Source organism: Myxococcus xanthus (genome assembly GCF_013116825.1).
GTDB classification, from domain to species: domain Bacteria; phylum Myxococcota; class Myxococcia; order Myxococcales; family Myxococcaceae; genus Myxococcus; species Myxococcus xanthus_B.
In genome coordinates this window covers 1-26,063 of record NZ_JABFNS010000049.1, presented here as the reverse complement: position 1 = coordinate 26,063, position 26,063 = coordinate 1, and the positions used below count along the sequence as shown (strand labels likewise).

Genomic DNA, 26,063 nt, shown 5'->3' with positions numbered 1-26,063 from the left:
CGGCGGCCCTCAGACGCGGGTGGACTTGCCGAAGGTGTCGAGCAGCGCGCCCCAGACCTCATCCACGCCCAGCTTCTCCGTGGAGGAGAAAGGGAGGATGACCTCCAGCGGCAGGTCCATCAGCTTGGAGAGCTCCACCAGCCGCGGCTTGCGCCTGGCCTTGGTGAGCCGGTCCACCTTGGTGGCCACCACCAGCACCCGGCGGTTGTGCGCCTGGAGATAGTCGAGCGTGGTGAGGTCGTCCGGCGTGGGCCCCACCTCCACGTCCACGATGCTGACCACGGCCTCCAGGCGGTGCCGCTTCTCCAGGTAGGTGGTGATCATCTTCTCCCACTGGGCCTTGTCCGCCTTGCTGGCCTTGGCGAAGCCGTAGCCCGGCAGGTCGGCCAGGCGGAGCTGGTGGCGCACGCCGCCGCGCTCCAGGTCCACGTCGAAGAAGTTCAACGTCCGGGTGCGCCCCGGCGTGTTGGACACGCGCACCAGCTTCTTGCGGCCGGTGAGCGCGTTGATCATGGAGGATTTCCCCACGTTGGAGCGGCCGACGAAGGCCACCTCCGCCATGTGGTCCGTCGGGTAGCCCTTGGGCTCCACGGCGGTGGTGACGAAGCGTGCGTCGAGGACCTTGATCACAACGTCATTTCTTGGCCGACGGATCCGCGGCGCGGCGGGCGCGCTCGGCGGACCAGTGGTCGATGGCCTTGAGCGACTCCTTGAAGTCGAACGGCCGGAGGGAGGGCGAGGAAGCGTCGTGGCAGGAGCGGCACTGCTTCTCAGAGGGGTCCACCAGGCCCACCAGGCGCGCCAGCTCCGAGTCCTTCATCACGTACTCGGGTGAGTAGTACTGCCCGCCGCCGTGGCATGTCTCACAGGTGACATTCACCGTCGCCTGGGTGACCTGCTCCGGCGAGTGGCAGGACAGGCAGCGCCCGTCCTTCTTCTGCTGGTCGGTGAGCGAACTCTCCGCCCGGGCGTGCTTCGACTGCATCCAGGCGTCGTAGGCCTCGGGGTGGCAACCCTTGCAGCTGTCCGGGCCTACGAAGTCGGCGCCCCCGGCCGCCCCAGCGGCGGCCAGCACGAGAAGGGAGAGGATCCTGATGCCAGGAACGCGCATGAAGCCGGAGTAGCAGAGCCCCCCGGACGGGGCAAGGCGTCTCGTGGTTGAATGACCGGCAGAAACTTCCGTCGGGTATAGGGGATTGCTAGAGCCTTGCCCGCCCGTTCCAGCAGGGAGGAGCCGTATGCGCATCCTGACCGTCCTCGCCGTCCTCACCTTCGCCGTCCCCGCCGCCGCCAAGCCCTGGCAGGGCATTGAGCCGGGCGTGTCGAAGCGCGACGACATCATCAAGAAGTTCGGTGAGCCCTCGCGCACCGTCAAACAGGACGGCAAGGAGATCATCGCCTACCTGTCCAAGGAGGCCATCAAGGGCACCACCCAGACCCAGTTCAAGGTGGATCCGGACACGCAGCTGGTGGAGCGCATCGACGTGTTCCCCGGGCCCATCATCGACAAGGAGACGGTGGAGAACAGCTACGGCCCCTCCTGCCCCTCCGGCGCCGCGCCCGCCACGCCCTGCTACCTGCGCAAGCTGACGGACGACTTCCGCACCTACTTCCTCTACCCCCGCCTGGGCCTGGCCATCTTCTTCAACGAGGACGGCAAGACGGTTCAGTCGTTGACGTTCACCACGCAGAAGGCCGCGAAGTAGGGCCACGCCCATGCACGTCTTCGGACTGACGGGAGGCATCGCCTCCGGCAAGAGCACCGTGACGCGCATCCTGAGGGAGCTGGGCGCGGAGGTGCTGGACGCGGACGTGATTGCCCGCGAGGTGGTGGAGCCGGGCACGCCCGGGCTCGCCGCGGTGGCGGCGCGCTTCCCCGGCGTGGTGGGCTCGGACGGCCGGCTGGACCGGGTGAAGCTGGGCGCACGCGTCTTCGGGGACCCCGCGGAGCGCGCCGCGCTCAACGACATCACCCACCCGCTGGTGCGTCAGGCCTTCATGGACAAGCTCCAGGCGCTGGAGGAACGGGGCGTGACGCGCGTCATCTACGACGTGCCCCTGCTCATCGAAAGCGGCATGCACGCCTGGATGGAGGCCGTGGCGGTGGTGTGGGTGCCCCGGGAGCTCCAGAAGGCCCGGCTGATGTCGCGCGACGGGCTGGACTCCGACGCCGCTGACGCCCGGCTGGCCGCCCAGCTCCCCCTGGACGACAAGCGCGCCCACGCCACCTGGGTCATTGACAACAGTGGGGACCTGGCCTCCACCCGCGCCCAGGTTGAGGCGATGTGGCGCGCCATGCTCGCGCGCGGCTGAGCGCCGGGTATGCTGCGCGCCGCATGAGCGAGACGCGCAAGAAGGCCACGGCCGGAACGTACTTCCTCACCGGCTACCCGGGATTCATCGGCAAGCGGCTGGTGGAACACATCGCCCGCGAGGACCCGAAGGGGCACATCTACGCGCTGGTGCAGCCCAAGTCGTTCAAGGAAGCGCAACAGCACGCCGCCCGCGTGAAGGGCGCCAAGGTGGAGCTGCTCACCGGTGACGTGGTGGACATGCACCTGGGCTTGTCGGGCGAGGAGTACCAGCGCCTGTGCGAGCGGGTGACGGACATCTTCCACCTGGCGGCGGTGGCCCAGCTCGGCGTGGCCAAGGAGACGGCCTGGCGGGTGAACGTGGACGGCACCCGCAACATGCTGGAGCTGGCTCGGGACTGCGGGAAGCTCACGCGGTTCAACTACTTCTCCACCTGCTACGTGTCCGGCGACCGCCTGGGCGTCATCGCCGAGGACGAGCTGGACCGGGGCCAGGGCTTCCGCAACGCCTATGAGGAGACGAAGTTCCAGGCGGAGCGGCTGGTGCAGCGCGCGGGCGCCACCCTGCCCATCACCGTCTTCCGTCCATCCAGCGTGGTGGGTGACTCCCGCACGGGGGAGATCGACCGCTTCGAGGGGCCCTACTACCTGGGCATCCTCCTGGTCACCTCGCCGCTGGTGGTGCCCCTGCCCTTGCCGGGCAACGGCGTGGCGCCGCTGAACGTGGTGCCGGTGGACTACGTGGTGGAGGCGGTGTGGCGCCTGTCGAAGGACCCGCGCGCCCAGGGCAACACCTTCCACCTGGTGGACCCCAACCCGATGAGCGCGCGCCGCGTGTACGAGCTCATCGCGGAGAAGTCGAACAAGAAGCTGCCGCGCTTCAACCTCTCCGCGCGGGCGGCGGACGTCATGCTGCGACTGCCGCTGCTGGAGAAGCTGGCCCGCCCACAGCGCGCCGCCATCAGCTACGTCAACCACCTGGCCATCTACAATTGCCACAACACGCTGGAGCTGCTGGACGGCACCGGCGTGCGGTGCCCTCCCCTGTCGTCCTATCTGGATCAGCTCGTGGCCTACGTGCGGGACCAGTACCGCAAGCGCCGCGAGGGCTCGGACGAGGACGACCCGTTGGATCAGGGCACGGCACCCGACGCAGAGCGTCCCTGAGCACGCGCGGCGGCCAGCCGTGGTAGATCCACGGTTCCCATGCCACGCACCTACCAGCCAGGCGACACGTTCACGCACGTCCGCGAGTGCGACCGGTACCGGCCGATTTACTACGCGGGCGCCTCGGGGGATTACAACCCCATCCACATCGACCCGGAGGCGGGCTCCGCCGCCGGGCTCCAAGGCAACATCCTCCAGGGGCTGTGCACCCTGGGTTGGGTGGTGGAGGCCATTGCCGGCTTCGTGGAGGACCCCGGCCGCGTCCGCCGCGTGAAGGCGCGCTTCTCGCGCCCGGTGCGGCCCGAGGACACGATTACCTTCCAGGGCCGGGTCACCGCCGTCCAGGACGGGCGGCTCACGGCGGAAGTCTCCGCCACCAACCAGCGCGGCGAGGACGTCCTCAAGGGCGCCATCGTCGAAGCCTTCATCGGGTAACGACCATGGCCCTCGACAAGCAATTCATCGGCCGTGAGTACGGCCCGTACCACTACACCCTGGGCGAAGAGAAGATGCGCGAGTTCACGCTCGCCGTCGGCGGCGCGAAGCCGGGCGCTGGAACGCCGGGCGAGCCTCCCGCGCACGTCAGCCCGCTCCTCTACGACGCGCAGGTCGCCAAGGCGGGGCCTCACGGAGGCCTCATCGCCTTCCCCAGCTTCGCCGTCGTCTTCGCCATCCGCCCCTTCAGCGCCGCCATCGTGGACCCCGCGCTGAACATCAACATGCAGATGCTGGTGCACGGCGAACAGGACCTGGAGTTCCTGGACGTCATGCGCCCCGGCGATGTGATGACGACCACCGGCCGCATCGCGGACCTCTACGAGCGCGCCCGCATGGGCTTCGTCATCGTCACCAGCGAGTCGCGCAACCAGCACGGCACCCTGGTGGTGAAGGGCACGTGGACGGCCATCATCCGCGGCTAGCCGTCAGCCCGCGGAGATGACGCCTTCATCGATGAGCTGGACGAGGATGCGCGCGGTATCCAGCCGCGTCATCCCCGACAGCGAGAAGAGGTCCTCGTAGCTCACCGAGCCATCAATCTGCGCCAGCACGAAGCCGGCGCGGTGGTCCAGGTTGAGCCAGATGATGTCGTCCGGCTGCAGGCGCACCGCGGGCACCCGGCCCAGGTCGCCCAGCTTGGACTCCAGCCGGGCCATCAGCATCCGCTCACTGCGCGCGCGCAGCGACTCCACGCGGAGGTCCGACGGCGCCAGCTCCTTCGCCTTGAAGAGCAGGTCCACCGCGCCGGAGTGGTCATCCAGTTCCAACAGGTCCTCGGCCCCGCGCAGGAGCAGGTCCAGCTCGCTCTCCATCACGGGGAGGCCGAGCTCCTGGGTGTGGCCCTCGGGGATGCCGTACTCGTCGGTGTCCCCCTTCGCCTGGATGACGGGCTCGTCGAACTCGATGACCACGTCGCGCGCCAGCAGCTCCAGCACGTCCGCCGGCGCGCCGTCCAGCGCCTCCGGAAAGACGACGAGCGCTGGCGGCGACTTGCCACCGGCCTCCGAGGGGCCGCCCTGTCCCTCCGCCCATGCGCCCCAGTCGCCTTCCAGCGCCGGTGAGACGGGCAGGTCCGCGTCGGTGGGCGCCAGCCGCCCCGGCGAAGGCTCCAACTCCAGAGGCCGCTCGAACGGCGTCGCCGCGCCCCGCGAAGGCGCGCCCGCGGCGGCCGCCAGGTAGTCCCGGGCGCGGGTGTTGGTCGGATCCAGCTCCAGCGCGCGCTCGAAGAGACGCTGCGCCCCCTGCGCGTCGCCACTGAGGCGCAGCCACAGTCCTGCCTCGATGAGCTGGTTCGCGCGCTGGCTGCTCATCTACCGCCCCGTGCCCCCGGGCGCCGGGCCCTTGAACTGCGCCAGACATCCCGTGAGCAGTTCACACGCGCGGCCCAGCGCCGCCATGTCCTCACCCGCGCGGACCGCGCGCGCGTGCTCCAGCACCTGCTCCGCGCGAGGCATCACATCCGGCGCCAGACCGCCCCCACCTGGCAGAAGCCGCGCCCGCGTCAGCGCGTCCACCACGTCGCGCGCAAGCGAGTCCAGCTCCACGCGCCGCGACTTCAGCTCCTCGGACGCCCGCGCGGCGATGAGGTAGCCGCGCTGCTCGTCCATGATGCGCTGGAGCTCCTCCTCCGTGAGGCCGCTGGACGCGGTGACGGTGATGGACTGGCGAAGCCCCGTCTCCCGGTCCTTCGCGTGCACGGAGACGATGCCTTCCGCGTTGATGTCGAAGGTGACGTCAATCTCCACCTGGCCCCGTGGCGCCTCCCGCAGGCCGGTGAGGACGAACTCGCCCAGCAGTTCGTTCTGGTGCGCCAGGTCGTGCTCCCCCTGGAGCACCATGATCTTCACGACGCGCTGGAAGTCCTTCGACGTGGCGAAGACCTCCGTGGCCGACGTGGGCACCGTGGTGTTCTTGGAGATGAGCCGACGCACGGAGCCCCCGGCGATGGCCACGCCCAGGCTCTGCGGCGTCACGTCCAGCAAGAGCAGTTCGTGCTCCGGCTGCACCAGCGCGTGGGCCTGAATCGCGGCGCCCAGCGCCACCACCTCGTCCGGATGGACGCCCTTGCAGGGCTCGCGGCGGAAGTAGCCGCGCACGGCCTCCACGATTTTCGGCATGCGCGACATGCCGCCCACGAGGATGACTTCCTTGAGCTCGGAGGCGCGCACGCCCGCCTCGCCCAGCACCTCGGTGGTAAGCCCCACCACCCGCTCCGCCAGGTCGGACGTCAGGTCATCCAGCTTGTCGCGGCTCAGCGTGGCTTGCAGGTGCAGCGCCGCACCACCGCCGGGCGGCGTGCAGATGAAGGGCAGGTTGAGCCCCGCCTCGCGCACGCTGGACAGCTCCACCTTGGCCTTCTCCGCCGCGTCCTTGAGCCGCTGCAACGCCATGCGGTCCTTGCGCAGGTCGATGCCGTGCTCCTTCGCGAAGCCGAAGACGAGCCATTCGATGATGCGGTTGTCCCAGTCCTCACCGCCCAGATGGGTGTCACCGCCGGTGCCCACCACGTCGAAGACGCCCTGGGAGATATCCAGCACGGACACGTCGAAGGTGCCGCCCCCCAGGTCCAGCACCGCCACGCGCCCGTTCACCGTGCGGCCGAAGCCGTAGGCCAGCGCCGCGGCCGTGGGCTCGTTGATGATTCGCAGCACGTCCAGCCCGGCGATGCGGCCCGCGTCCTTGGTGGCCTGGCGCTGGGCGTCGTTGAAGTAGGCCGGCACCGTGATGACGGCCTTGGAGACGGGCCGGCCGAAGTGCGCCTCCGCGTCCGCCTTCAGCTCCTGGAGGATCATGGCGCTGATTTCGGGGACGGACAGGTCCTTGCCGCCCATGCGGATGCGCAAGTCGTCGTGCTGCCCCGCCACCACCTCGTAGGACAGCGCGCGCAGCGAGTCCTGCACCTCGTGCGAGGAGAACTTCCGGCCGATGAGCCGCTTGGCCGCGTACACCGTCTCCTGCGGATTGGTGATGGCCTGCCGCTTGGCGATGCTGCCCACCAGCCGCTTGCCGTTCTTCGCCATGGCCACGACGGAGGGCGTGAGCCCCTGGCCCGTGCGGTTCTTGATGACGACGGGCTGGCCGTCCTGGACGGTGGCGACGATGCTGTTCGTCGTTCCCAGGTCGATGCCAATGAGGGGTTCGGGCTCAGCCATGGGGAACCGTACTTACTCCTAGAACGTCCAGCGCAGCTTCTTGAGCGCGGCCTTCGCTTCCGCGTTGTCCGGGGCCAGCTTCGCCGCGTCCTCGAAGGCTCGCTTCGCGAGTTTCTTCGATCCGCCGTCCAACAGCACCTTTCCCAGCGTCAGTTGGTGCTCGACCTTGTCGGGTTCCAGCTCCACGGCGCGCTGCGCCAGCCCTCGGCTTTCGGCTGCATCCTGCCCCAACAGGTGCCCCAGGCGGGCGCAGCGCCAGGCCGCCTCGGCGTTCTGGTCGTCCAGCGAGCAGGCGAGCCGGTAGGCCGACATGGCGCCATGCGTGTCGCCATGCCGCTCCATCTCCCGCCCTCGAGCGACCTCGATGGTCGCCCGCTGTGAGTCATGCCCCCGGCGCGCCTTGACGAGGAGAAGCGCGGCTTCGCGGTTCTTCGGGTCCATCGTCTGGACCTGATGGAAGTCGTGATAGGCCCGCTCCCAGTCGCCACTGGCGATGGCGGCCTTGCCCCGGGCAATCAGCTCGGCCAGCCGGCCCGTGCGGGCCAGGTAGGGATGCCGGGCCAAACGGGCCTGCCGCTCCGCCCGGCGCGCTTCGGACGCGCCATCATCCGGCGGTGGCGCCAGCGGACGCGACGGCGGCGGAATGGATGAAGGCCCGCTGGAAGCCACGGGCGGACGGGGCGCCGGGGGAGGCGATGAAACCTGATGCACGGGCGGCGGCTCTGGCGTCAGCAGCTCCTGCGAAGGCACGGACGGAGGCGGCGCGGCGGGGGGCGGCGGCGCGGCGGCGCGTTCGGCCTGAGCCAGTGCCGGATTCGCGCGCAGGTAGGCCTCGCGCTTGTCGGGCTGCATGAGCACGTTGTGCGCGTCCGTGAGGCGCCGGAAGATGCGCTCCATGCGGGCGCGGAAGCTGCCCAGGTTCTTCCCGAAGTAGCGGTCCGGATGGAAGCGGCGCGAGGCGTTGTAATACGCCTGCTTCACCTCCGACGCGGGAGCCCCGGGCTTCAGCCCCAACACGGCGAAGTGGTCCATCGCGTCGAGCGAGCGCTCCAGTTCGATGATCTCCTTCTTCCGCTCCGGCTCGAGGTCCACCTCCTCGGCCATGGCCGCGTCCACCACGGGCGCGGGCGCGCCCCGAGGCACCACCCGGGCGGGGACGATGGCGCCCTTGGCCCGCAGCGCCAGCAGCACGGCGATGGTGCGCGGCTCGCCCAGCTTGGAGCGCGCCAGCACCTGGTCGATGCGCTCCACGCGCCCCACGAGTTGGAGCACTGAGCCCTCTTCCGCGGTGAGCTGGAGACGCGCTGCATCCAGTTGGGGCACCGTGGCGATGTGATCCGTCAGGGCCCCCAGCCCGATGATCGTGTTTGGCGCACTCACAGTGACAGTCCGAGGAAAGCCTTCTGGAGTTTCCAGACTAGGGTTCCGGACGCAGGGCGTCAAACGTCCGTGAACCCTTCCCCATGCGGTGGACCACGGCTACGCCGGTCAGTTGGCGGCGAGCACGCGCTCGAGAATGGACAGGCCTTCATCCAACTCGCGCACGGTGACGATGAAGGGCGGCGCGAAGCGCAGCGTGCGGTCGCCAGCGGCATTCACCAGCAGCCCCTCGCCGCGCAGTTGGGCGATGACGGGCGCCACCTCGCGATCCAACTCCACGCCCACCAGCAGCCCCTGGCCGCGCACGGCCTGGATGCGGCCCGCGGGCAGCCGGCCCTGGAGCTCACGCGCCCGGGCGAGCAGATAGGCGCCCTTCTCCTGGACCTCCTCCAGGAAGCCGGGACGGCGGAGGATGCGCACCACGGCATTGGCGGCGGCCGCGGCCACCGGGTTGCCACCAAAGGTGGAGCCGTGCGTGCCCGGCGTGAGGCTGGCGCCCAATGCTTCCTTGCAGAGCATGGCGCCAATCGGCAGGCCGTTGCCCAGCGCCTTCGCCACGCTGATGCCGTCCGGGACGATGCCCTCGTGCATGAAGCCGAACGGCTTGCCGGTGCGGCCCATGCCCGTCTGGACTTCGTCCACCAGCAGCAGCAGCCCGTGCTCGTCACACAGCGCGCGCAGACCGGCGAGGAACCCCAGGGGCGCCATCCGCACCCCACCCTCCCCCTGGATGGGCTCCACGAGGATGGCGGCGGTCGCCGGGCCCACGGCCTTGCGCACCGCTTCGAGGTCGCCGTAGGGCACGTGGGTGAAGCCGGCGGGCAGCGGCTCGAAGCCCTTCTGGTACTTCGCCTGGCCGGTGGCGGTGACGGTGGCCAGGGTGCGGCCGTGGAAGCTGCTGTCGAAGGAGATGACCTCGAAGCGCTCCGGCGTACCGCGGTCCTTCATCACCTTGCGCGTCAGCTTGAGCAGCGCCTCGTTCGCCTCCGCGCCCGAGTTGCAGAAGAACGCGCGCGACAGGCCGGACCACTCGGTGAGCTGCTCGGCCAGGTCAATCTGGGGCTGCGAATAGAAGACGTTGGAGACGTGCCACAAGGAATCCAGCTGCGCCTTCGCGGCGGCCACGACGTCCGGGTGGCAGTGTCCCAGCGCGCACGTGGCGATGCCACCAATCAGGTCCAGGTACTCGCGGCCATCCGTGTCCCAGACACGAGCCCCCTGGCCCCGAGCCAGGACGAAGGGCGGCTGCTTGTAGTTCTGCAGCAGGTGGCGCTTCGCCTTCTGGACCAGGGCGTCGGTGGAGGATTCGGACGATGCGGAGAGGGACGGCTCGGATTGCGACAAGGCAGTCATCCTTCGTGCGGTACGGTGCCCCTCCGCATATAGCGCGCTACAGGATGTAGCGCGACAGGTCCTCGTCCTGGACGATGGCGGCCAGGCGCTCACGCACGTAGGCGGCGTCCACCTGGAAATCCCGGGGGCCCATCTCACTGGCGGAGAAGGACACCTCGTCCAGCAGTCGCTCCAGGATGGTGTGCAGCCGCCGGGCGCCGATGTTCGCCGTACTCTCGTTGGCCTGCTGGGCGATGCGCGCCAGCTCCGTCACCGCGTCGTCGGTGAAGGACAGACGCACACCTTCTGTGCTGAGCAGGGCCGTGTACTGTCGCAAGAGCGAATTCTTCGGCTCCCGGAGGATTCGGACCAGGTCCTCGCCCGTCAGGGGCTCCAACTCCACGCGGATGGGGAAGCGGCCCTGCAACTCCGGGATGAGGTCGCTGGGCTTGGAGACGTGGAAGGCGCCAGCGGCGATGAAGAGCATGTGGTCCGTCTTCACCACGCCATACTTGGTGTTGATGCTGGAGCCCTCGACGATGGGGAGGATGTCCCGCTGGACGCCCTCCCGGGACACGTCCGGGCCGCCCCCACCCTTGCCGCCCTCGCGGCTGGCAATCTTGTCGATTTCGTCGATGAAGATGATGCCGTTCATCTCGGCGCGGGCCACGGCCTCGCGCTGGACGCGGTCGGGGTCCACCAGCTTGGCGGCCTCTTCCTTGCGCAGGAGCTGAAGCGCCTCGGGCACGCGCACCCGACGGCGGCGCGTCTTGTTCATGCCCGGCATGTTCTTGAAGAGGTCCTGGAGGTTGACGCCAATCTCCTCCATGCCCTGGCCGGAGAAGCCCCGCATGAAGGTGGGCGACGACTCCGCGGTCTCCACCTCCACCTCCACGTCATCCAGGGTGCCGGCGCGGAGCTGGGCGCGGAACTTCTCGCGCGCGGTGTCGCTGACCCGCTGGACCGGTGGAGGGGGCGGTGGGGCGAAGCCGAACGGCGGCGTCGCGGACGACGACTTCACGCCGCCGCCCTGCATCAGCTCGATCAAGCGGTCCTCGGCCAGCTCCTCCGCGCGGGGGCCGACCTTCTCGGTCTCCTCCTCGCGGACCAGCGCGATGGCGGCCTCGACGAGGTCGCGGATCATCGACTCGACGTCACGGCCGACGTAGCCGACCTCGGTGAACTTGGAGGCCTCCACCTTGACGAAGGGCGCCTGGGCGAGCTTCGCCAGGCGGCGGGCAATCTCCGTCTTCCCCACGCCGGTGGGGCCAATCATGATGATGTTCTTCGGGTGGATTTCGTCCCGCAGGTCGTCGTTGACCTGCTGGCGGCGCCACCGGTTGCGCAGGGCAATGGCGACGGCGCGCTTGGCGGCGTTCTGCCCGACGATGTAGCGGTCCAGCTCGCTGACGACCTCGCGAGGCGTGAAGGCGGACAACTTGCGCGATTCGGCCACGGGGTGTGTCTCCTAGAGCTCTTCGATGGAGATGTTGGCGTTGGTGTAGATGTCGATTTCACCCGCGATGGTGAGCGACTGGTGCACCACGTCGCGAGCAGACATCTGCGTGTGCGCCATGAGGGCGCGCGCGGCGGCGAACGCGTAGGGGCCACCACTGCCCACGGCGGCGATGCCGTAGTCGGGCTCAATCACGTCACCCGCGCCGGAGAGGATGAACGTCTTCTCCTTGTCGGCGACGATGAGGAGCGCCTCCAGCCGGCGGAGGAAGCGGTCGGTGCGCCAGTCCTTGCCCAGCTCCACGCAGGCGCGGGCCATGTTCTTCTGGTGCTCCTTGAGCTTGGCCTCGAAGCGCTCGAAGAGCGTGAAGGCGTCCGCGGTGCTGCCAGCGAAGCCGGCGAGCACCTGGCCTTCGCCCAGCCGGCGGACCTTCTTCGCCGTGTTCTTCATCACGGTCTTTTCGAGGGAGACCTGGCCGTCGCTGGCGATGGCGACCTTCCCGTCACGCCGCACGCAGAGGATGGTGGTGCCGTGGAACATAGGACCCGGGGTTTAACAAGCCGGGCGCGGCGTTTCCAAGGAACAGTGACTGGCTGTCTGCTCCCAGACTTCAAAAAGGAAGCACCCACGGCACCACCAGCACCGCCAGCGCGACGATGAGCACCTGGAGCGGGATGCCCACCCGGGCATAGTCGGCGAACCGGTAGCCCCCAGGGCTCATGACCAGCGTGTTCACGGGCGACGCGATGGGCGTGGCGAACGCCGCCGAGGCGGTAATGGCCACCGCCATCAACAGCGGCTCGGGCCGGAGTTCCATGGACTCCGCGATGCGGAGGGCCACCGGGGCCACGAGGACGGCGGTGGCCGTGTTGGAGATGAACAAGCCCAGGGTGGACGTCACGATGGCGAGCACCGCCACGACGGTATGAGGGCTGGCGCCAGTGAAGAGCCGCTCCAGGCCCGCCACCGCCAACTGTGTCACGCCGGTCCGCTCCAGCGCGGTGGCCAGCGGGAACATTCCGGCGATGAGCACGACGCTCTCCCAGTTCACCGTGCGGTAGACGTCCGCGGAGCGCACGCAGCCCGTGAGCACCATGGCCACCGCCGCGAGCAGCACCGCGACCACGTTGGGCAGCAGCCCCAGGGCCATCACCGTCAGCATCGCCAGGGTGATGACGACGGTGAGCGCCGCCCGCCGAGGATCCGCGAGGCGGTCGGTGCGTGGATCAGGTTCGGCGAGCAGGATGAGGTCCTTTCGGGCCTCGGACAGGTTGCGCAGGTGCTTCTTGCGGCCCTTCACGAGCAGGGTGTCGCCGCGCCGCAGCGTGAAGTCCTTGAGTGCGGGAGACGAGGCATCCACCACCGCGTCCGTGCCCCGGCGAATCGCGAGCACCGTGGCCCGGAACTGGTCACGAAAGCGCGCCTGCCGGAGCGTCCGGCCCACCAGCGCCGAGCGGCGCGGAATCACCACCTCCGCGAGCGACTCCTCGGGGGGCAGTGACAGGGATTGCAGGGACGGGAGCCGCTCCAACCCCCAGTGCTCCACCGTCGCGACGACGGCCTCCTCATGGCCCTGGACGACGAGGACCTCGTCCGCTCCGAAGGGACGGTGCGGTACCACCGGATGCGCGGCGCCCGCCAAGGAGATGCCCACCACGTTCACCGCGTGCGCGGAGCGCAGGTTGGCTTCGCCGAGCGTCCGGCCCACGAGCTTCGAGCCACGGGGAACGCGGAGGGCATGCAACAACGTCCCCAGGCCGTACTCCGTGGCGAAGTCCTCGGGCGACAGCACGGCCTGCGCCGCGACCTGCCCCTGCGCCGTCGAGGGCAGCAGGTATTTGCCAGCGAAGATGAGGAACAGCATGCCCGCGGCGAGCATGACCACGCCGATGGGGAAGAAGGTGAAGAAGCGGAACGGCTCATGGCCCGCGTCCCGGAGCGCCCCACTCACGATGAGGTTGGGCGGGGTGCTGATGAGCGTCAGCATGCTGCCCAGGTGGGCGGCGAAGGCGAAGGGCAGGTAGATGCGGGCAGGCGCGATTCCGCGGCGAAGGGCGAGCGTTCCCACCACTGGCATCAGGATGGCCACGGTCCCCGTGGAGCTCATGAAGGCAGACAGCGAGGCGGTGGCCAGCATCACCACGGCGATGGTGCGCCCCTCCCCTTCCCCAGCGAGGTGCCCCAGCCGCTGTCCCAGCCACCCCGCCAGTCCTGTCTCCGTGATGGCGCCGCCAATCACGAAGAGCCCCACCAGCATGATGACCACCGGGTTGCTGAAACCCGCGAGCGCATCCTCCACGGGAACGATGTCGAAGAGGAGGAGCGACAGCAGCGCGAGCAACGCCACGATGTCCAGCCGCACCCGGTCGCTCACGAAGAGCACCAGGGAGACGACGAGGACGCCAAGGGTGATGAGCGCGGGAAGGGTCACATCGAACAGCTATGCCACCCCACGTGGGGATTCGCTACCCCAACGCCCAGCCCGCGCCCCAGGCTCGACGTCACGACCGCTGGCGCGCCAATAGCACCGGCAAGCCCCACTGCACGCCCAGATGGACGAGGCAGAGCGCCGCGAGGACCGGGGCAAAACAGGACAGGGACAACGCCGAACGAATGGAGCAGAACTGGGCGTAGAACAGCAATGCAACCACGGGAACGCCCGAAGCCATCCGCTTTCTGCGTGCTGTCGTCACCAACAGGAACACGGTGGCCCCGTCGGTCAACACGCCCAGTGCGAGGAGGAACCAGGCAAGCCCGTTCGCCATGGCGGCCACGGTCTGCATCACGTCGCACCTCCTGGACTCAATGCAGTCACGCCCGCGGATGCGCGGAGTCGTAGACCTGCTGGAGCTGCTCCCACGTCACCTGGGTATACCGCTGCGTGGTGGACAGGCTCGAATGGCCCAGCAACTCCTGGATGCTGCGGATGTCCGCGCCCCCGCCCAGCAGGTGCGTGGCGAAGGAGTGACGCATGGCATGCGGGCTCACCTTCCGCGTCAGCGCGCACTTCAGCACGTACGTGTCCAGGTGCCGCGCGATGCTCCTCGGCGTCAGGCGTCCTCCCCGGAAGTTGAGGAACATCGCCTCTGGCGCCTGATCCTTCCGAATCGTGGCCAACAGCTCCCCCCGCCGTGTGAGGTACGCCTCCAATGCCCGGATGGACTGCGCGTTCACGGGCACGAGCCGCTCCTTGCTCCCCTTGCCCATCACCCGGACGATTCGCCCGCTGCGGTCGATGTCCAGCAGGTCCAACCCGCACAACTCACTGATACGCAGGCCGCCGCCGTAGAGCAGCTCCAGAATCGCCCTGTCCCGAAGCCCGAGCACCGTCTTCACGTCAGGCATGTCCAGGATGGCGAAGACCTCCTCCACTGGCAGCACCTTGGGCAGCGTCTTCGGCAGCTTCGGACTCTTCACCAGCTTCGCGGGGCTCGCGGGCAACAGCTTCTGCCGAACGAGGTACTTGTAGAATGACTTGATGCTCGCCAGCCGCCGCGCCCGGCTCGCCGGGGCGTGGTCCGTGCTCAACGTGCCCAGGTAGCCGCGAATCGCCGCGTGCGTCCCCGACAGGAGCGACAGCTTCATTCGCTCGACCAGGTAGCGCTCGAAGTCCACCAGGTCGATGAGGTAGTTGCGCACCGTGTGCGGGGACGAGCCCTTCTCGTCCTCCAGGTGGGCGCGGAACTTCTCCAGCAGCGGCGACAGGCTCGTCATCGAGGATGAGCCTACGGGCCGGAGAAGTCCTGGCAAGATTCGCGGTGCGCCTACGGTGCCTTGGCCGGAGCCGCGGCAGGCGCTGCCGCCGCCGCCGGAGCCGGCTCCGCCTGGGACGGCAACAGCGCCAGGCAGGTGTCCTGAGACAACCAGCCCGCGTGGCAGAACCAGGTCAGCAACGGAATCCGGACCTGCCAGAGCAACACGAAAATCACCGCCAGCGTGATGGCCAGCTTCGTCCACCCGGACGCGCCCTCCGCCTCGTCGTCCTCCTGCTGCCGGACCAGGGCCGAGCGCACCATGTCCAAGCGGTCCACCCGGGCGTTCGAAGGCAGCTTCGGACGGCGCGTCACCAGCGAGGACAGCTCCTTCGTCAGCATCAGCCGGTCATTCAGCGCCCAGCCCGAGCCTTCCAACAGCAGCGCCAGGTTGCGTCGGCGCAGCTTCAGCCAGCCCAGGAGCCCCGCCGGGGCCATGACGACAATGGCAATCAGCGTCGCCGCGGAGATGAGGTCCACCAGCGTCAGCGACTTCACCTGCGTCATGATGAACGCGAAGGACGAACCCAGCGCCGCGGCCGCCAGGCCGCCCGCCGCCACGATGCCCGCGAGCCCGCCCCCTGGAGGTGCTGCGGCGGCTGCAGCGGGAGCCGCGCCCGCCGCCGGAGAAGGCGCCACCGGCGGCGCATTCGTCGCGTGCGTGTAGCCCTGCTCCAGCGTCGAATCGAACGTCTTCTCGCCCGCCGACGCCAGGCCCTCCACCTTGCTGGTGATGAACTGGCCGATGCGCGCGAAGGGCATGGTCATCGACTCCCACAGCGACACGGGCTGACGAACCACCTGCGTCACGATGGCGTCGCTCTCCACGCCGTCCACGTCGTAGAAGACGCCCCGCTTGCCCACCGCAAGCTCCGTGCTCCGGCCGCTCGTCACCGGCACCGCCACTTCATACCCGGGCGTCCCGTCCTTCGGCGCCACCTGGACGTAGAGGATGCAGGTGGTCCCCAGCGAGGTGAGCGCGGAGTGCGCGGCCCGGTTCGTCACCAGCACCGACAGCGTGTACTTGCGCCCGCCCAGGATGAGCGTCCCCTTCTCCACCAGCGCCAACCGCTTGGGCATGTAGAGGTTGGGCATGCTGATGAAGTTGTTCGAGAACAGCAGCAGCCAGCGCTGGTAGAGCACCAACCGCTCGAGCTCGTTGATGGCATCCAGCGTGGGCTTGAGCGCGAGGTCGGCCGCGCTCGCGGCCTCCAGCGCATCCAGGTCCGCGTCCGAAACCGACGGCAGCGTGTCCATCAGCTTGCGCACCGGGTTCGCCTCGAGCTGCGCCTGCCACGCCAGCACGCCATCCGCCTTCGCCGCCAGCCCCCGCCACGCCGAGTCCGACAGCCGCTGCGAATCCCCCGTCATCGGCGTGGCGACGTCCGTGTGGAACGCCTCCAGCACCTCGTACGCGGGCCCGCGCAGGAGACGGGACCACTCCAGCACACCCGACGCATCCGGCGGCGCGATGGGCAGGTCCCCCGCCGCCTTCCCCAGCGCCGCCATGTCACCCAGCGCGCCCTCCACCCGCTCCGCGCGCAGGCGCAGGCTCGCCGCCGCTTCGGGCTGCGCGGCCACCAGCCGGCACTGCACGAAGTACGCATCCAGCAGCGGCGCCACGTCGCGCACGCGCTTGGCCGTCTCCAGGCTGATGTCACCCCAGACGAACGCCGTGCCCTGCTTCTCCCGGTGCTCCCGCAGCTTCGCGCGTTCCTCGCGGAAGCGCGCCACCAGCGCCGCGTCCACGCCCGCCTTGCCTGCCCGGTTCGTCAGCGCGGGAAAGCTGGCCATCAGCTCCTGGGCCAGGGGCCGCAGGTGCTCGGGCAGGTGCTCGGGAGCGACGATGCCATCGCCGTTCTGCCCGGCCTCGCGCAGGGCCTTCTCGCTCTCGCGAACCTGCGCCAGGGAGATGCGCCCGGCGTCCGTCGCCTTCAGCGTCCGGAGAATCATCTCCGCCGCGCCGCGCAGGGGCCGCGCCTCCTCGCTGAGCGCGTTCAACTCCAGCACGTCACTGGAGGCATCCGCGCCGCGCCGGTCCTTGAGCTGCCTGGCGGCCCAGTCCACCGCCGTGCGCACCTCCGCCACGCGGATGCGGCCGTTGCCGTCCGCGTCCATCAACGTCAGCAGGCGTGGATCACAGCTCAAGCCCTCCAACGGGCACGCCGTGGCGATCCACTGCGTTTCGGGGATGCGGATCGCCTCCACCAGCACATCGAAGGAGGGAATGTCGACCTGGAGCGAGCCGCCGTAGCGGCGATAGATGAGCGAAGCCATGCAGGCGGAGGAAGTAAGCACACCGCCCGGCGAATCGCACGAACCTCAACAGTCAAAAGCTACAGCGTCGCGGGGACGCTGTAGATGCCGGCCTTCGGGCCCTGTGTAATCGCGTACACGGCCAGCGAGTCGTTCTTGCCCCCGAAAGACACCGGCACCTGGACGCCCTGGTCCAGCGTCTTCCGCGCCTGGGTCTTCACGTCGTACACCGCCACATCGTAGGTGTCCGAGTCCATGCGGGCATACGTGACGAGCACCCGCTGGCCGTCCTCGGACAGCTTGTAGCTGAAGATGCCCTGCAGCCACGTGCGGGGGTCCGCCTGCCGGGGCAGGTCCATGGCCATGAAGTCACATGAGCGTCCATTGCGGATGCAGTTGGAGCGGAACACCACCTGCGCGTTGCCCGGCGTGAAGCCATAGCCAAAGACGCCCTGCTGCACCTTCGCCGCCCGCTCCTCCCCCAGGGTGTACAGCATCAGGTCCACCGAGTACGCGGGCTTGAGGATGCGCGAGAGGAACGCCACATGGCGCCCGTCCGAGCCCCAGACGAAGTTGGGCACGCGGCCGCCCACCTGCTTCGTCGTGCCGTCCGGCAGCGCGGCCACCGACATCAGCCCCGCGTTCGCGGTCGAGTCATACTTCTCCAGGAAGCCCACCGCCTGCGAGTCCGGCGAGAAGGCCAGCTTCTCCACCTGCACGCCCAGCTTGCGCCCCGCGCCCCCCGTCGCCGGGCCCAGGTACAAGTCCCCGGGCACGTTCGGCTTGCCGTTCTCCGTGCGGGCCAGCCACTTGCCGTCGGGCGAAAAGGCAAACACACCCGAGGCCACCGCCAGCCGCTTCACCTTCAGCTCCGGCAGCTCTGCCAGGTACAAGTCATACAGCCCCCGCACCGACTCGCTGCGCACCTGGAAGGCCACGCGCTGACCATCCGGGGAGACTTCGTAGTCCCCCACCTGGTCCCCCACCTTCACGGGCGGCGCGTCCGGCGTCTCCACGGAGATGGCCGCCATGCCCCCCGCCGCGGACAGCCGGCGCTTGAAGAGCAGCGTCTTGCTGTCCGGCGTGAACTGGGCGGTGCTGACCTCCCCCGCCACGTCCGTGAAGGGCCCTGACGGCAGCGCGCCCAGCTTCAGCTTGCCGCCATCCACGTAGGCCAGCTTCGTCCCATCCGGGCTGGGCAGCATGTAGCTGACCGCCGTGCCCAGCATGACGGGCGCCGCCTTCGCGTCATCCAGCGACGCCACGTTCAGCGCGCCCGACTGCGTCGCCGGGTTGTAGCCGGTGAGGAAGAGGACGTGCTTCGAGCCCGGCGCCACCAACTGTCCGCCGGGGACGTTCGTCACGCCCTCGCCCAGCTTGCGCGGCTCGCCGCCCTCCACGGGCACGACGTACAGCTCGCCCAGCACCATCTGCGGCGGAATGCCGTCCAGCGCGGGCTTCTTCCCGTTGACCAGGTACGTGGCGAAGCGGCCATCCGCCGTCACGCGCAGGTCCGTCACGCGGCCCGAGGCCAGGAGCTTCCCCTGCCCCGCGCCGGGGGCACCGGGCGGAGGTGGCTTCTCCGCCGCCGCGGCGGCCTTGGCGCGCCGCACGCCCGGGGCCTCCGAGCCGCCATTTTCGCCCTGCTTGCAGCCCGTGCCCGCCATCACCAGCGAGGCCATCAGGCCCGCGGTCCACAGCCGCCCCTGCCGCATCCGCATCATGCGCTCCTCTGGTCCACGTGCTCGGGGGCGCCCGCCGCCGGGACGCCCGCATGCGGCAGCCATGCCGCCAGGTCCTGCTTCGCTCGCGCCGAATACGCCGCGCGCTTCTCCGCCTTCTTCATCCGCCCGGTCAGCGGCGAAAAGATGCCGAAGCTGATGTTGGAGGGCTGGTGCGGGTAGTCCGGCGGGTGCGCTTCGCCCGTCACGTGCCGCAGCAGCGCGCCCATCGCCGTGGTGGCTGGCGGCGGAACGAACTCCGTCCCCGTCAGCCGCGCGTGCAGCGCCAACGCCACCAGGTATCCACATGCCGCGCTCTCCACGTAGCCCTCCACGCCGGAGATCTGCCCCGCGAAGTAGAGCCGGGGCTCCGTCTTCAGCGACAAGTCCTTCGCCAGCAGCCGGGGCGAGTCGATGAAGGTGTTCCGGTGGATCTGCCCCATCCGGAGGAACTCCGCTTGCTGAAGTCCGGGGATGAAGCCGCTGAAGATGCGCTTCTGTTCACCCCACGTCAGCCGCGTCTGGAAGCCCACCATGTTCCAGGACGTGCCGCCCACGTCCTCCATGCGCAGCTGCACCACCGCGTAGGGCTCCTGGCCCGTGCGCGGGTCCCTCAGGCCCACCGGCTTCATGGGCCCGTAGGCCAGGGTGTCGTCGCCACGCTCGGCCATCACTTCAATGGGCAGACACCCTTCGAAGTACTTGGGTTCCTCGAAAGCGTGCGGCACCACCTTCTGCCCCGCCTTCACCTCGGCGATGAAGCGGTAGTACTCGTCCTTCGTCATCGGCAGGTTGAGGTAGTCGTCCCCTCCGCCCTTGCCGTAGCGGCTCTGGCGGAACGCCACGTTCATGTCGATGGAGTCCGCCGACAGGATGGGCGCGATGGAATCATAGAAGTAGAGCCTGGTGCCCACGTGGCGCTCCAGCTCCCGCGTCAGCGCGTCCGACGTGAGCGGTCCCGTGGCAATCACCACCGGGCCGTCCTCGGGCAGTTGCTCCACCTCGCCGGCCACCAGCTCCACGCCGGGCTGGCGCAGCAGGGACTCCGTAATCGCGGCGGAGAAGCGCTCACGCTCCACCGCCAGCGCGTCCCCCGCGGGCACCCGGTTCGCGTCCGCCGCGCTCAGCACCAACGAGCCCAGCGCGCGCAGCTCCGCGTGCAGCAGGCCAACGGCGCTCTCCGGGTTGTCCGAGCGCAGCGAGTTGCTGCACACCAGCTCCGCCAGCGTGTCCGACTTGTGCGCGGGCGAACGCTTCTGGGGCTTCATCTCCCGCAGCACCACCGGCACCCCGCGGCGGGCGAGCTGGTAGGCGCACTCCGTCCCCGCCAGGCCGCCGCCAATCACCGTCACCCGCTGCTTCTGATCCGCCATCCGCTTCCTCCAGGCCCGCGCCGCGCGGCGTCCTGCAACTGTTAGCAGGACTGACACGCCCTGGCCCAGCGTCGATTCAACCGTGGGCGACTCCACGCGCTCGCTCCGGATTCGCGCATGGCCGGCTGCCCACCGGCCCACCTCCGCCTCCCGCTGGAAGGCGCGGTTTCCCTACCTGGGTTGCACCCCTACGTTTCTCGCGTTCGCCGCTCGGGGGCGGCCTGCATCCGGGCGAGCGCCACTGAACTCGTAGACTGGGAGGACCGTAGCCATGGCGACCCGCCGAACCCTGGACCTGAACCGGATCCGCGAACTCCTGCAGCGGCGCCGCCGGGAGATCCTCAGCGCCAACGAGGGGGCGCACCGCGAGCTCACCGCCCTGAAGAACCAGGAGCGGGACCCCGAATACGAAGAAAACGCCCAGTCCGAGCTGGCCGACTACACCCTCTCCAGTCTGATGGAATCGCAGCGGCGCGAAATCATGCTCATCGACGCGGCGCTGCGCCGCATGGAGATGGGCGTGTTCGGCGAGTGCGTGGACTGCGGCTTCGAGATTCCCATCGAACGCCTGGAGGCCCTGCCCTTCGCCATCCGCTGCGAGGAGGACGCCACCATCCACGAACTCGAGACGCGCGGCGGCCCCATGGCCAGCCCGTCTCTCTGAGGCGATGCGAGCGCGCGCTCCCGGTGCCGCCCCGGGGGCGTGCTATTCGCCCTCTTTCTGGAGCACCACGAAGCGGTAGTTCTCCAGCTCGTTCTGCCCCGCCGTGTAGAGCACGGTGAGGAGCATGTCGTAGGGAATCTTCTTGTCCGCGATGACGGACAGCTCCCCGCTGAAGGGCGCCGACGGGTTGCGCGCGGCGATGTACTTCAGCTTCTCCACTTCCTTCTTCAGCTGTGCATCCAGCGGCAGCACCAGCCGCCCCTGGAGCGTGTCGGCCGGGAACTGACCGTTCTGCAGCCGGAGGACCTCCCGCTCACCCACCAGCACGTTCCTGGGGGTAATCGTGACGGCCACGGTGTCCTTGGGCGTGGCGCGCGTGGAGGACACGGGCGGACGCACGTCCTCGGACGCCGTCACCGCCGCGGATGACGAGGCGAAGGACTTGAGCAGGAACACCAGGAGGATGGTCATCATGTCCATCATCGCGGTGATGTTCAGCTCCTTGATCTCCCCCGCCGCCTCGCGCTCCTTGCGCTTCTTGCGCGCCAGGGCCCGGCGGTAGCTCAGCCGCGCCACGGTCTCCGCGTCGGGCGTGTCCACGGCGGATGTCGTCGGGTCGGCCATGGCTCAGATGGCTCCCAGGGTGACGTCCGGGAACAGCAGCCGGCGCTCGCGGCCCTGCGTCTCACGGATGGCGTCCAGCGTCTGCGTCAGCGTCTCATAGGGGACGTCCGGGTCCGCGCCCACGATGACCTTCGTCTCCTTGGGGAAGGCGGACTTGATCTCCACCATCTTCGCGTTGAGCGCGGAGAAATCGTGCGCGCCGTCCGCCTTCACGGGGATGGTGGGCGTACCCGCCTCCCCGAGGATGGCGTTCTCGCTGCTGACGAAGTGCCCCTTCTTGGAGATGAGCACGGACAGCGTCAGCTTCGGCGCATCGTCCGGGTTCTCCTGGGCCATGCCCGTCGTCGGCGCACCATAGGCGGGGGCGTTGACGTTGATGATGCCGAACGTCGCCAGGCCGGTGATGGACAGCAGCATGAAGATGATGAGGTTCATGAGGATGTCGAGGTACGGGACGATGTTCAGCTCGCCCGCCTCTTCTTCCTCACGGACCTTCAGCTTGCGCCGGGAGTAGTGGAACGCCATGGCCGCGTGCCCTTGCGCTCTACGAAGCGCGCGCCTCAAGCTCCGTGGCGGCCGGGTCCACGGAACCGCGGCGCGACAGGAGGTTCTCCAGCTTGAGCGCGTTGAGCTCCAGCCCCTCCACCATGCTCTTCGCGTACGACGTGAGGAACAGGTGGAAGATGATGCAGATGACGGCGATGGAGAGCGCGAAGGCGGTGTTGTTCATCGCCTTGGAGATGCCGTCCGACAGCAGCACCTGCTTCTGCTCCGCCGGCACGTTGCCCAGCGCCTGGAAGGTGCCGATGAGGCCGAAGATGGTGCCCACCAGTCCCACCAACGTGGCGATGTTCGCCAGGGACCACAGCCAGGGGATGCGCTTGGACACGTTCGGGCTGTGCTCGACGATGGCCTCTTCCACCGCCTTGGAGACCTCAATCTCACCGCGATTGGCGTTCACCAGGCCCGCGCGGACCACCTTGGCCAGCGGCGCGTTGGGCGCCATGGCGCACACCTTCACGGCGCGGTCCAGGTTGCCGCTGCGCACCAGCTTGGCAATCTGCTCCATGAAGGGCGGCGCGTTGAGGTTGTAGCGGAACACCAGGGTGACGATGCGCTCCAGCGCGACCGCCAGCGAGCACGCCAGCCAGAACAGGTTCACGAACATGAACGGTCCGCCATCCTTGAAGAACTTGATGACGGAGTCCGTGACGCCCAGCTTGCCCCCTTCCGTGGCCGCGAGGGTCACATCCAGCAGCAGCTCGCTTACCGAGGGAATCATTGCGCCCAGAGTCCTTTCGACGCCCGCCCCCCGGGGCGCGCCCATCCGGAGGCGGGCACCCGTTCGACGTTCCCGGGGAGGGAGCAGCCTGGACTTCTAGGGCGGGCCCGCCAAGGCTGTCAAGCCGAGGGCGGGCCATGCCCATGTAACTACAGGGCTTTCAAGCAGCCGAGGAGGCTTCGGGTGACCCACCCGGGCCCCCGGGCTGCTCGGTGATTTCGCGCCGGTAGTCGCACTCCTTGTTGGGGCACGCCACGTACGGGCCGTCCCGCTTGGAGAACTTCTGGAGCAGGTAGGGAGACGCGCAGGTGGGGCACGGCTCGGCCAGCGGCCGGTCCCAGGCGGCGAACTTGCAATCCGGGTAGCGGTTGCACCCGAAGAAGATCTTCCCGCGGCCACTGCGGCGCTCCGTCAGGTAGCCCTCCTTGCACTCCGGGCACGACACGCCAATGGAGATGGGCTTGGACGTCTTGCAGTCCGGGTAGCCGGAACAGGCCAGGAAGCGCCCGAAGCGGCCCCGCTTGATGACCATGGGCTTGGTGCACTTCTCGCAAACCTCGTCGGTGGTCTCCTCCTCCACCATGACGATCTTGCCTTCGGCGTCCCGCTTGAAGTCCTTCGTGTTCTTGCAGTCCGGGTAGTTCGAGCACGCGAGGAAGTGCCCCATCTTCCCGAACTTGATGACGAAGAGGTTGCCGCACTTCTCGCAGGGGATGTCCGTCTTGATCTCCTCCCGCTTGACGTCGCGCATCTCCGCTTCGGCCTTCTCGAGCGTCTCCTTGAAGGGCCCGTAGAAGTCGTGCAGCACGGACTTCCAGTTGGCGCCGCCCTCGGAGATCTGGTCGAGCTTCTCCTCCATCGTCGCCGTGAAGGTGACGTCCAACTCGTGGGGGAAGTGCTTGACCAACATCTCGTTGGTCATGTTCCCCAGGTCCGTGGGCCGGAAGCGGCCCTCCAGCTTCTCCACGTACTTCTTGTCCTGGATGGTGGAGAGAATGGCGGCGTAGGTGGACGGGCGGCCGATGCCGCGCTCTTCCAGCTCCTTCACCAGCGTGGCCTCGCTGAAGCGCGGGGGCGGCTGGGTGAAGTGCTGCTCGTGGAGCAGCTTCTGGAGGTTCAGCGCGTCACCGTCGTTGAGCACCGGCAATTCGCCCACGGCGTCTGCGCCCTCGGCGTTCTCGTCACCGGCGGCCTTGGCCTTCTCCTTCTCCGCCTCTTCCTCCGGCGTCAGGCCGGCACCGTAGACCGCCAGGTAGCCGGCGAACTTCAGCGTGCTGCCGGAGGCGCGGAAGGTGGCCCGGCCCGCGGCGATGTCCGCGCTGGTCTGGTCATAGACGGCGGGCTTCATCTGACACGCGACGAAGCGCTTCCAGATGAGCTCGTAGAGGCGGTACATGTCCTCCTCGCCCATGGCCTCGAAGAAGGGCTTCACCCGCTCCGGCGGGTACTCCAGCGACGTGGGCCGGATGGCCTCGTGCGCGTCCTGGGCGCTCTTCTTGCTGCGGTACACCATGGGCTCGTCGGGCAGGAAGTCCTTGCCGTACTTGCCGTCGATGAACTCGCGCACCTGCTTCACCGCGTCGTCGGACAGACGGGTGGAGTCCGTACGCATGTACGTGATGAGCGCCGTCTGGCCTTCGTCACCCAGCGGCACGCCTTCGTAGAGGCGCTGCGCCAGCGTCATCGTCTTCTTCGCGGTGAAGGACAGCCGGTTGGCCGCCTCCTGCTGGAGCTTGGAGGTGATGAAGGGCGCGGGCGCGTTGCGGCGGCGCTCGCGGCGGTCCACCTTGGCCACCGAGAAGCTGGCCGTCTGGAGTTCGGCGACCAGGCCCTCCGTGATGGCGCGGTCCTTCAGCTCCACCTTCTTGCCGTCCACCTTGGACAGCTTGGCCTTGAACGGCGGCGGCCCGGAGGGGCCCTCCAACAGCGCGTCCAGCGTCCAGTACTCCACGGGGACGAAGGCCTTGATTTCGTCCTCGCGCTCCACGATGAGGCGCACCGCCACGGACTGCACGCGGCCGGCGGACAGGCCACGGCGCACCTTCTTCCAGAGCAGCGGGGAGATTTGATACCCCACCAGCCGGTCGAGGATGCGGCGCGTCTGCTGCGAGTCGTAGTTGTCCTGGTTGAGCTGGCGCGGCTGGGCGATGGCTTCCTGGATGGCCTTCTTGGTGATTTCGTTGAAGGTCACCCGGAGCGCGTCGGGATGCGCCAGCTCCTCCTTGATGTGCCACGCAATGGCCTCGCCCTCGCGGTCGGGGTCCGTGGCCAGGAACACGCGGTCGGCCGACTTCGCCATCTTCTTGAGCTCGTTGAGGACCTTCTCCTTGCCCTTGATGACCGTGTACTCGGGCTGGAAGTCGTGCTCCACGTCGACGCCCATCTTGCTCTTGGGCAAGTCCTTCACGTGGCCCACCGAGGCCTTCACCGTGTAGCCGGAGCCCAGGTACTTCTTGATGGTCTTCGCCTTGGCGGGAGACTCCACGACGACCAGGTAGTGTGGGCCCTTGCCACGGGGCGTGGCCTCCTCCTCCGCGTCTGCTTCCACGGTGGGGAGGTCGTCCTCGTCGCCCTTCTTGGTGCGGCGGCGGGCCGCCGTCTTCTTGGCGGCGGTCTTCTTCTTGGCCGCAGGCTTCTTCTTGGCGGCCTTCTTGGCGGCGGCCTTCTTGGCGGGCGCCTTCTCCTCGGCCGCCTCAGTCTCTTCCACCTTCTTCTTCGTCCGCGTGGCCATGACTCTCCTACCTAGATTCTCTCGTACAGCCTTCCGGGGTGCTGGATGACCAGCCCCGTCAATTCCAACTCCACCAGCGCGCTGGCGAGCGCCGCCGGTGAGAAGGTGCTGCCGACCAGCACCTCGTCGAAGCTCCGGGGAACCCGGTCCAACATCGCGAAGGCCCCCTTCGCTTCCGCGGAGAGGTCCTCCCATGAGCCCATCGTCCCAGGAGGAACCGCCGCCTGAGGGTCGACTTTCAGCACCCTCCACACATCATCCGGGCCCAGGCAAACCGCCGCCTCCCCGTCCCGCAGCAATGCGTTGCAGCCGGCCGCCTCCTCCTGGCGTACGTCCCCGGGCATCGCGAACACCGGCCGCCCC

At 68.7% G+C, this 26,063-nt stretch carries 25 protein-coding genes; 6 read left to right on the top strand and 19 right to left on the bottom strand.

Annotated features, from left to right (window positions below):
* Positions 1–9: 9 nt before the first annotated feature.
* The gene (gene yihA / locus HNV26_RS16445) at positions 10–630 is read right to left on the bottom strand and encodes a ribosome biogenesis GTP-binding protein YihA/YsxC (protein WP_171442237.1); all 621 of its coding nucleotides are present in this window, start codon (positions 628–630) and stop codon (positions 10–12) included.
* 4 nt (positions 631–634) lie between these two features.
* Positions 635–1,111, bottom strand: a complete 477-nt coding sequence (locus tag HNV26_RS16440) for a cytochrome c3 family protein (RefSeq protein WP_228556458.1) — start codon at positions 1,109–1,111, stop codon at positions 635–637.
* A 127-nt stretch (positions 1,112–1,238) separates the two neighbouring features.
* Between HNV26_RS16440 and HNV26_RS16435 the strand changes: the two genes are divergently transcribed.
* From HNV26_RS16435 to HNV26_RS16415, 5 genes are read left to right on the top strand one after another with little or no spacing between them, the layout of a single operon-like run.
* Entirely contained in the window at positions 1,239–1,706 is a 468-nt protein-coding gene (locus HNV26_RS16435) for a hypothetical protein (RefSeq protein ID WP_171442235.1), read from the top strand.
* Between the two features lie 10 nt (positions 1,707–1,716).
* Positions 1,717–2,313 carry a dephospho-CoA kinase gene (gene coaE, locus HNV26_RS16430; protein WP_171442234.1) on the top strand — a complete coding sequence of 199 codons (597 nt, stop codon included), beginning with the start codon at positions 1,717–1,719 and terminating at the stop codon, positions 2,311–2,313.
* Positions 2,314–2,336: 23 nt separating this feature from the next.
* Positions 2,337–3,479, top strand: coding sequence for an SDR family oxidoreductase (locus tag HNV26_RS16425; RefSeq protein ID WP_171442233.1), 1,143 nt, complete (start codon positions 2,337–2,339; stop codon positions 3,477–3,479).
* Between the two features lie 39 nt (positions 3,480–3,518).
* Positions 3,519–3,914, top strand: coding sequence for a MaoC family dehydratase (locus HNV26_RS16420; RefSeq protein ID WP_171442232.1), 396 nt, complete (start codon positions 3,519–3,521; stop codon positions 3,912–3,914).
* Between the two features lie 5 nt (positions 3,915–3,919).
* Positions 3,920–4,399 (top strand): FAS1-like dehydratase domain-containing protein, encoded by a 480-nt coding sequence (locus tag HNV26_RS16415; RefSeq protein WP_171442231.1) that lies wholly within the window; start codon positions 3,920–3,922, stop codon positions 4,397–4,399.
* Positions 4,400–4,402: 3 nt separating this feature from the next.
* On the opposite strand, the gene HNV26_RS16410 is transcribed toward HNV26_RS16415, so the two are convergent.
* From HNV26_RS16410 to trmFO, 12 genes are all read right to left on the bottom strand, one after another.
* The gene (locus tag HNV26_RS16410; RefSeq protein ID WP_171442230.1) at positions 4,403–5,287 is read right to left on the bottom strand and encodes a tetratricopeptide repeat protein; all 885 of its coding nucleotides are present in this window, start codon (positions 5,285–5,287) and stop codon (positions 4,403–4,405) included.
* Complete coding sequence (gene dnaK, locus HNV26_RS16405) at positions 5,288–7,129, bottom strand: molecular chaperone DnaK (protein WP_171442229.1); 1,842 nt, start codon at positions 7,127–7,129, stop codon at positions 5,288–5,290.
* Between the two features lie 18 nt (positions 7,130–7,147).
* A complete protein-coding gene (locus tag HNV26_RS16400; RefSeq protein ID WP_171442228.1) occupies positions 7,148–8,509 on the bottom strand; it encodes a J domain-containing protein in 1,362 nt (453 codons plus the stop codon).
* Between the two features lie 108 nt (positions 8,510–8,617).
* Positions 8,618–9,862 carry an acetylornithine transaminase gene (locus tag HNV26_RS16395; RefSeq protein ID WP_171442227.1) on the bottom strand — a complete coding sequence of 415 codons (1,245 nt, stop codon included), beginning with the start codon at positions 9,860–9,862 and terminating at the stop codon, positions 8,618–8,620.
* A 37-nt stretch (positions 9,863–9,899) separates the two neighbouring features.
* The gene (hslU, locus tag HNV26_RS16390) at positions 9,900–11,297 is read right to left on the bottom strand and encodes an ATP-dependent protease ATPase subunit HslU (RefSeq protein ID WP_171442226.1); all 1,398 of its coding nucleotides are present in this window, start codon (positions 11,295–11,297) and stop codon (positions 9,900–9,902) included.
* Positions 11,298–11,309: 12 nt separating this feature from the next.
* Positions 11,310–11,837: an ATP-dependent protease subunit HslV gene (hslV, locus tag HNV26_RS16385; RefSeq protein ID WP_011553068.1), complete on the bottom strand. Its 528-nt coding sequence runs from the start codon at positions 11,835–11,837 to the stop codon at positions 11,310–11,312.
* A gap of 70 nt (positions 11,838–11,907) precedes the next feature.
* Positions 11,908–13,728 (bottom strand): SLC13 family permease, encoded by a 1,821-nt coding sequence (locus HNV26_RS16380; RefSeq protein ID WP_171452829.1) that lies wholly within the window; start codon positions 13,726–13,728, stop codon positions 11,908–11,910.
* Between the two features lie 70 nt (positions 13,729–13,798).
* On the bottom strand, positions 13,799–14,080 hold the full coding sequence (locus tag HNV26_RS16375; protein WP_171445175.1) for a hypothetical protein: 282 nt from the start codon (positions 14,078–14,080) through the stop codon (positions 13,799–13,801).
* Between the two features lie 28 nt (positions 14,081–14,108).
* Positions 14,109–15,011 carry a tyrosine recombinase XerC gene (locus tag HNV26_RS16370; protein WP_171445167.1) on the bottom strand — a complete coding sequence of 301 codons (903 nt, stop codon included), beginning with the start codon at positions 15,009–15,011 and terminating at the stop codon, positions 14,109–14,111.
* Positions 15,012–15,061: 50 nt separating this feature from the next.
* Positions 15,062–17,326 carry an EF-hand domain-containing protein gene (locus HNV26_RS38425; RefSeq protein WP_253816666.1) on the bottom strand — a complete coding sequence of 755 codons (2,265 nt, stop codon included), beginning with the start codon at positions 17,324–17,326 and terminating at the stop codon, positions 15,062–15,064.
* 59 nt (positions 17,327–17,385) lie between these two features.
* Entirely contained in the window at positions 17,386–19,029 is a 1,644-nt protein-coding gene (locus tag HNV26_RS16360) for a PD40 domain-containing protein (protein ID WP_171445168.1), read from the bottom strand.
* Complete coding sequence (gene trmFO, locus HNV26_RS16355) at positions 19,026–20,399, bottom strand: methylenetetrahydrofolate--tRNA-(uracil(54)-C(5))-methyltransferase (FADH(2)-oxidizing) TrmFO (protein WP_171445169.1); 1,374 nt, start codon at positions 20,397–20,399, stop codon at positions 19,026–19,028. The genes HNV26_RS16360 and trmFO overlap by 4 nt, the downstream gene beginning before the upstream one ends.
* Before the next feature lie 271 nt (positions 20,400–20,670).
* Here trmFO and HNV26_RS16350 point away from each other — a divergent pair, with 271 nt between their 5' ends.
* Positions 20,671–21,063, top strand: a complete 393-nt coding sequence (locus HNV26_RS16350; protein ID WP_171445170.1) for a TraR/DksA family transcriptional regulator — start codon at positions 20,671–20,673, stop codon at positions 21,061–21,063.
* A gap of 42 nt (positions 21,064–21,105) precedes the next feature.
* Here the strand turns inward: HNV26_RS16350 and HNV26_RS16345 are convergent, their stop codons facing one another.
* The 5 genes from HNV26_RS16345 to HNV26_RS16325 all read right to left on the bottom strand — a co-directional run.
* On the bottom strand, positions 21,106–21,687 hold the full coding sequence (locus HNV26_RS16345; protein ID WP_171445171.1) for an ExbD/TolR family protein: 582 nt from the start codon (positions 21,685–21,687) through the stop codon (positions 21,106–21,108).
* A gap of 3 nt (positions 21,688–21,690) precedes the next feature.
* On the bottom strand, positions 21,691–22,212 hold the full coding sequence (locus tag HNV26_RS16340) for an ExbD/TolR family protein (RefSeq protein ID WP_011553060.1): 522 nt from the start codon (positions 22,210–22,212) through the stop codon (positions 21,691–21,693).
* A 19-nt stretch (positions 22,213–22,231) separates the two neighbouring features.
* Positions 22,232–22,969, bottom strand: coding sequence for a MotA/TolQ/ExbB proton channel family protein (locus HNV26_RS16335; RefSeq protein WP_171445172.1), 738 nt, complete (start codon positions 22,967–22,969; stop codon positions 22,232–22,234).
* Between the two features lie 160 nt (positions 22,970–23,129).
* Complete coding sequence (gene topA, locus HNV26_RS16330; protein WP_171445173.1) at positions 23,130–25,700, bottom strand: type I DNA topoisomerase; 2,571 nt, start codon at positions 25,698–25,700, stop codon at positions 23,130–23,132.
* A gap of 11 nt (positions 25,701–25,711) precedes the next feature.
* Positions 25,712–26,063 (bottom strand): DprA-like winged helix domain-containing protein (locus tag HNV26_RS16325; protein ID WP_495525090.1); only part of this gene is annotated, 352 nt, incomplete at its 5' end.

What these genes read in the sequence shown, in the direction of transcription:
- HNV26_RS16440 (WP_228556458.1), bottom strand. Translation starts at nt 1,111, where the DNA reads ATGCGCGTTCCTGGCATCAGGATCCTCTCCCTTCTCGTGCTGGCCGCC.
- HNV26_RS16435 (WP_171442235.1), top strand. Translation starts at nt 1,239, where the DNA reads ATGCGCATCCTGACCGTCCTCGCCGTCCTCACCTTCGCCGTCCCCGCC.
- coaE (WP_171442234.1), top strand. Translation starts at nt 1,717, where the DNA reads ATGCACGTCTTCGGACTGACGGGAGGCATCGCCTCCGGCAAGAGCACC.
- HNV26_RS16425 (WP_171442233.1), top strand. Translation starts at nt 2,337, where the DNA reads ATGAGCGAGACGCGCAAGAAGGCCACGGCCGGAACGTACTTCCTCACC.
- HNV26_RS16420 (WP_171442232.1), top strand. Translation starts at nt 3,519, where the DNA reads ATGCCACGCACCTACCAGCCAGGCGACACGTTCACGCACGTCCGCGAG.
- HNV26_RS16415 (WP_171442231.1), top strand. Translation starts at nt 3,920, where the DNA reads ATGGCCCTCGACAAGCAATTCATCGGCCGTGAGTACGGCCCGTACCAC.
- HNV26_RS16410 (WP_171442230.1), bottom strand. Translation starts at nt 5,287, where the DNA reads ATGAGCAGCCAGCGCGCGAACCAGCTCATCGAGGCAGGACTGTGGCTG.
- dnaK (WP_171442229.1), bottom strand. Translation starts at nt 7,129, where the DNA reads ATGGCTGAGCCCGAACCCCTCATTGGCATCGACCTGGGAACGACGAAC.
- HNV26_RS16395 (WP_171442227.1), bottom strand. Translation starts at nt 9,862, where the DNA reads ATGACTGCCTTGTCGCAATCCGAGCCGTCCCTCTCCGCATCGTCCGAA.
- hslV (WP_011553068.1), bottom strand. Translation starts at nt 11,837, where the DNA reads ATGTTCCACGGCACCACCATCCTCTGCGTGCGGCGTGACGGGAAGGTC.
- HNV26_RS16375 (WP_171445175.1), bottom strand. Translation starts at nt 14,080, where the DNA reads ATGCAGACCGTGGCCGCCATGGCGAACGGGCTTGCCTGGTTCCTCCTC.
- HNV26_RS16370 (WP_171445167.1), bottom strand. Translation starts at nt 15,011, where the DNA reads ATGACGAGCCTGTCGCCGCTGCTGGAGAAGTTCCGCGCCCACCTGGAG.
- HNV26_RS38425 (WP_253816666.1), bottom strand. Translation starts at nt 17,326, where the DNA reads ATGGCTTCGCTCATCTATCGCCGCTACGGCGGCTCGCTCCAGGTCGAC.
- HNV26_RS16360 (WP_171445168.1), bottom strand. Translation starts at nt 19,029, where the DNA reads ATGATGCGGATGCGGCAGGGGCGGCTGTGGACCGCGGGCCTGATGGCC.
- trmFO (WP_171445169.1), bottom strand. Translation starts at nt 20,399, where the DNA reads ATGGCGGATCAGAAGCAGCGGGTGACGGTGATTGGCGGCGGCCTGGCG.
- HNV26_RS16350 (WP_171445170.1), top strand. Translation starts at nt 20,671, where the DNA reads ATGGCGACCCGCCGAACCCTGGACCTGAACCGGATCCGCGAACTCCTG.
- HNV26_RS16345 (WP_171445171.1), bottom strand. Translation starts at nt 21,687, where the DNA reads ATGGCCGACCCGACGACATCCGCCGTGGACACGCCCGACGCGGAGACC.
- HNV26_RS16340 (WP_011553060.1), bottom strand. Translation starts at nt 22,212, where the DNA reads ATGGCGTTCCACTACTCCCGGCGCAAGCTGAAGGTCCGTGAGGAAGAA.
- HNV26_RS16335 (WP_171445172.1), bottom strand. Translation starts at nt 22,969, where the DNA reads ATGATTCCCTCGGTAAGCGAGCTGCTGCTGGATGTGACCCTCGCGGCC.
- topA (WP_171445173.1), bottom strand. Translation starts at nt 25,700, where the DNA reads ATGGCCACGCGGACGAAGAAGAAGGTGGAAGAGACTGAGGCGGCCGAG.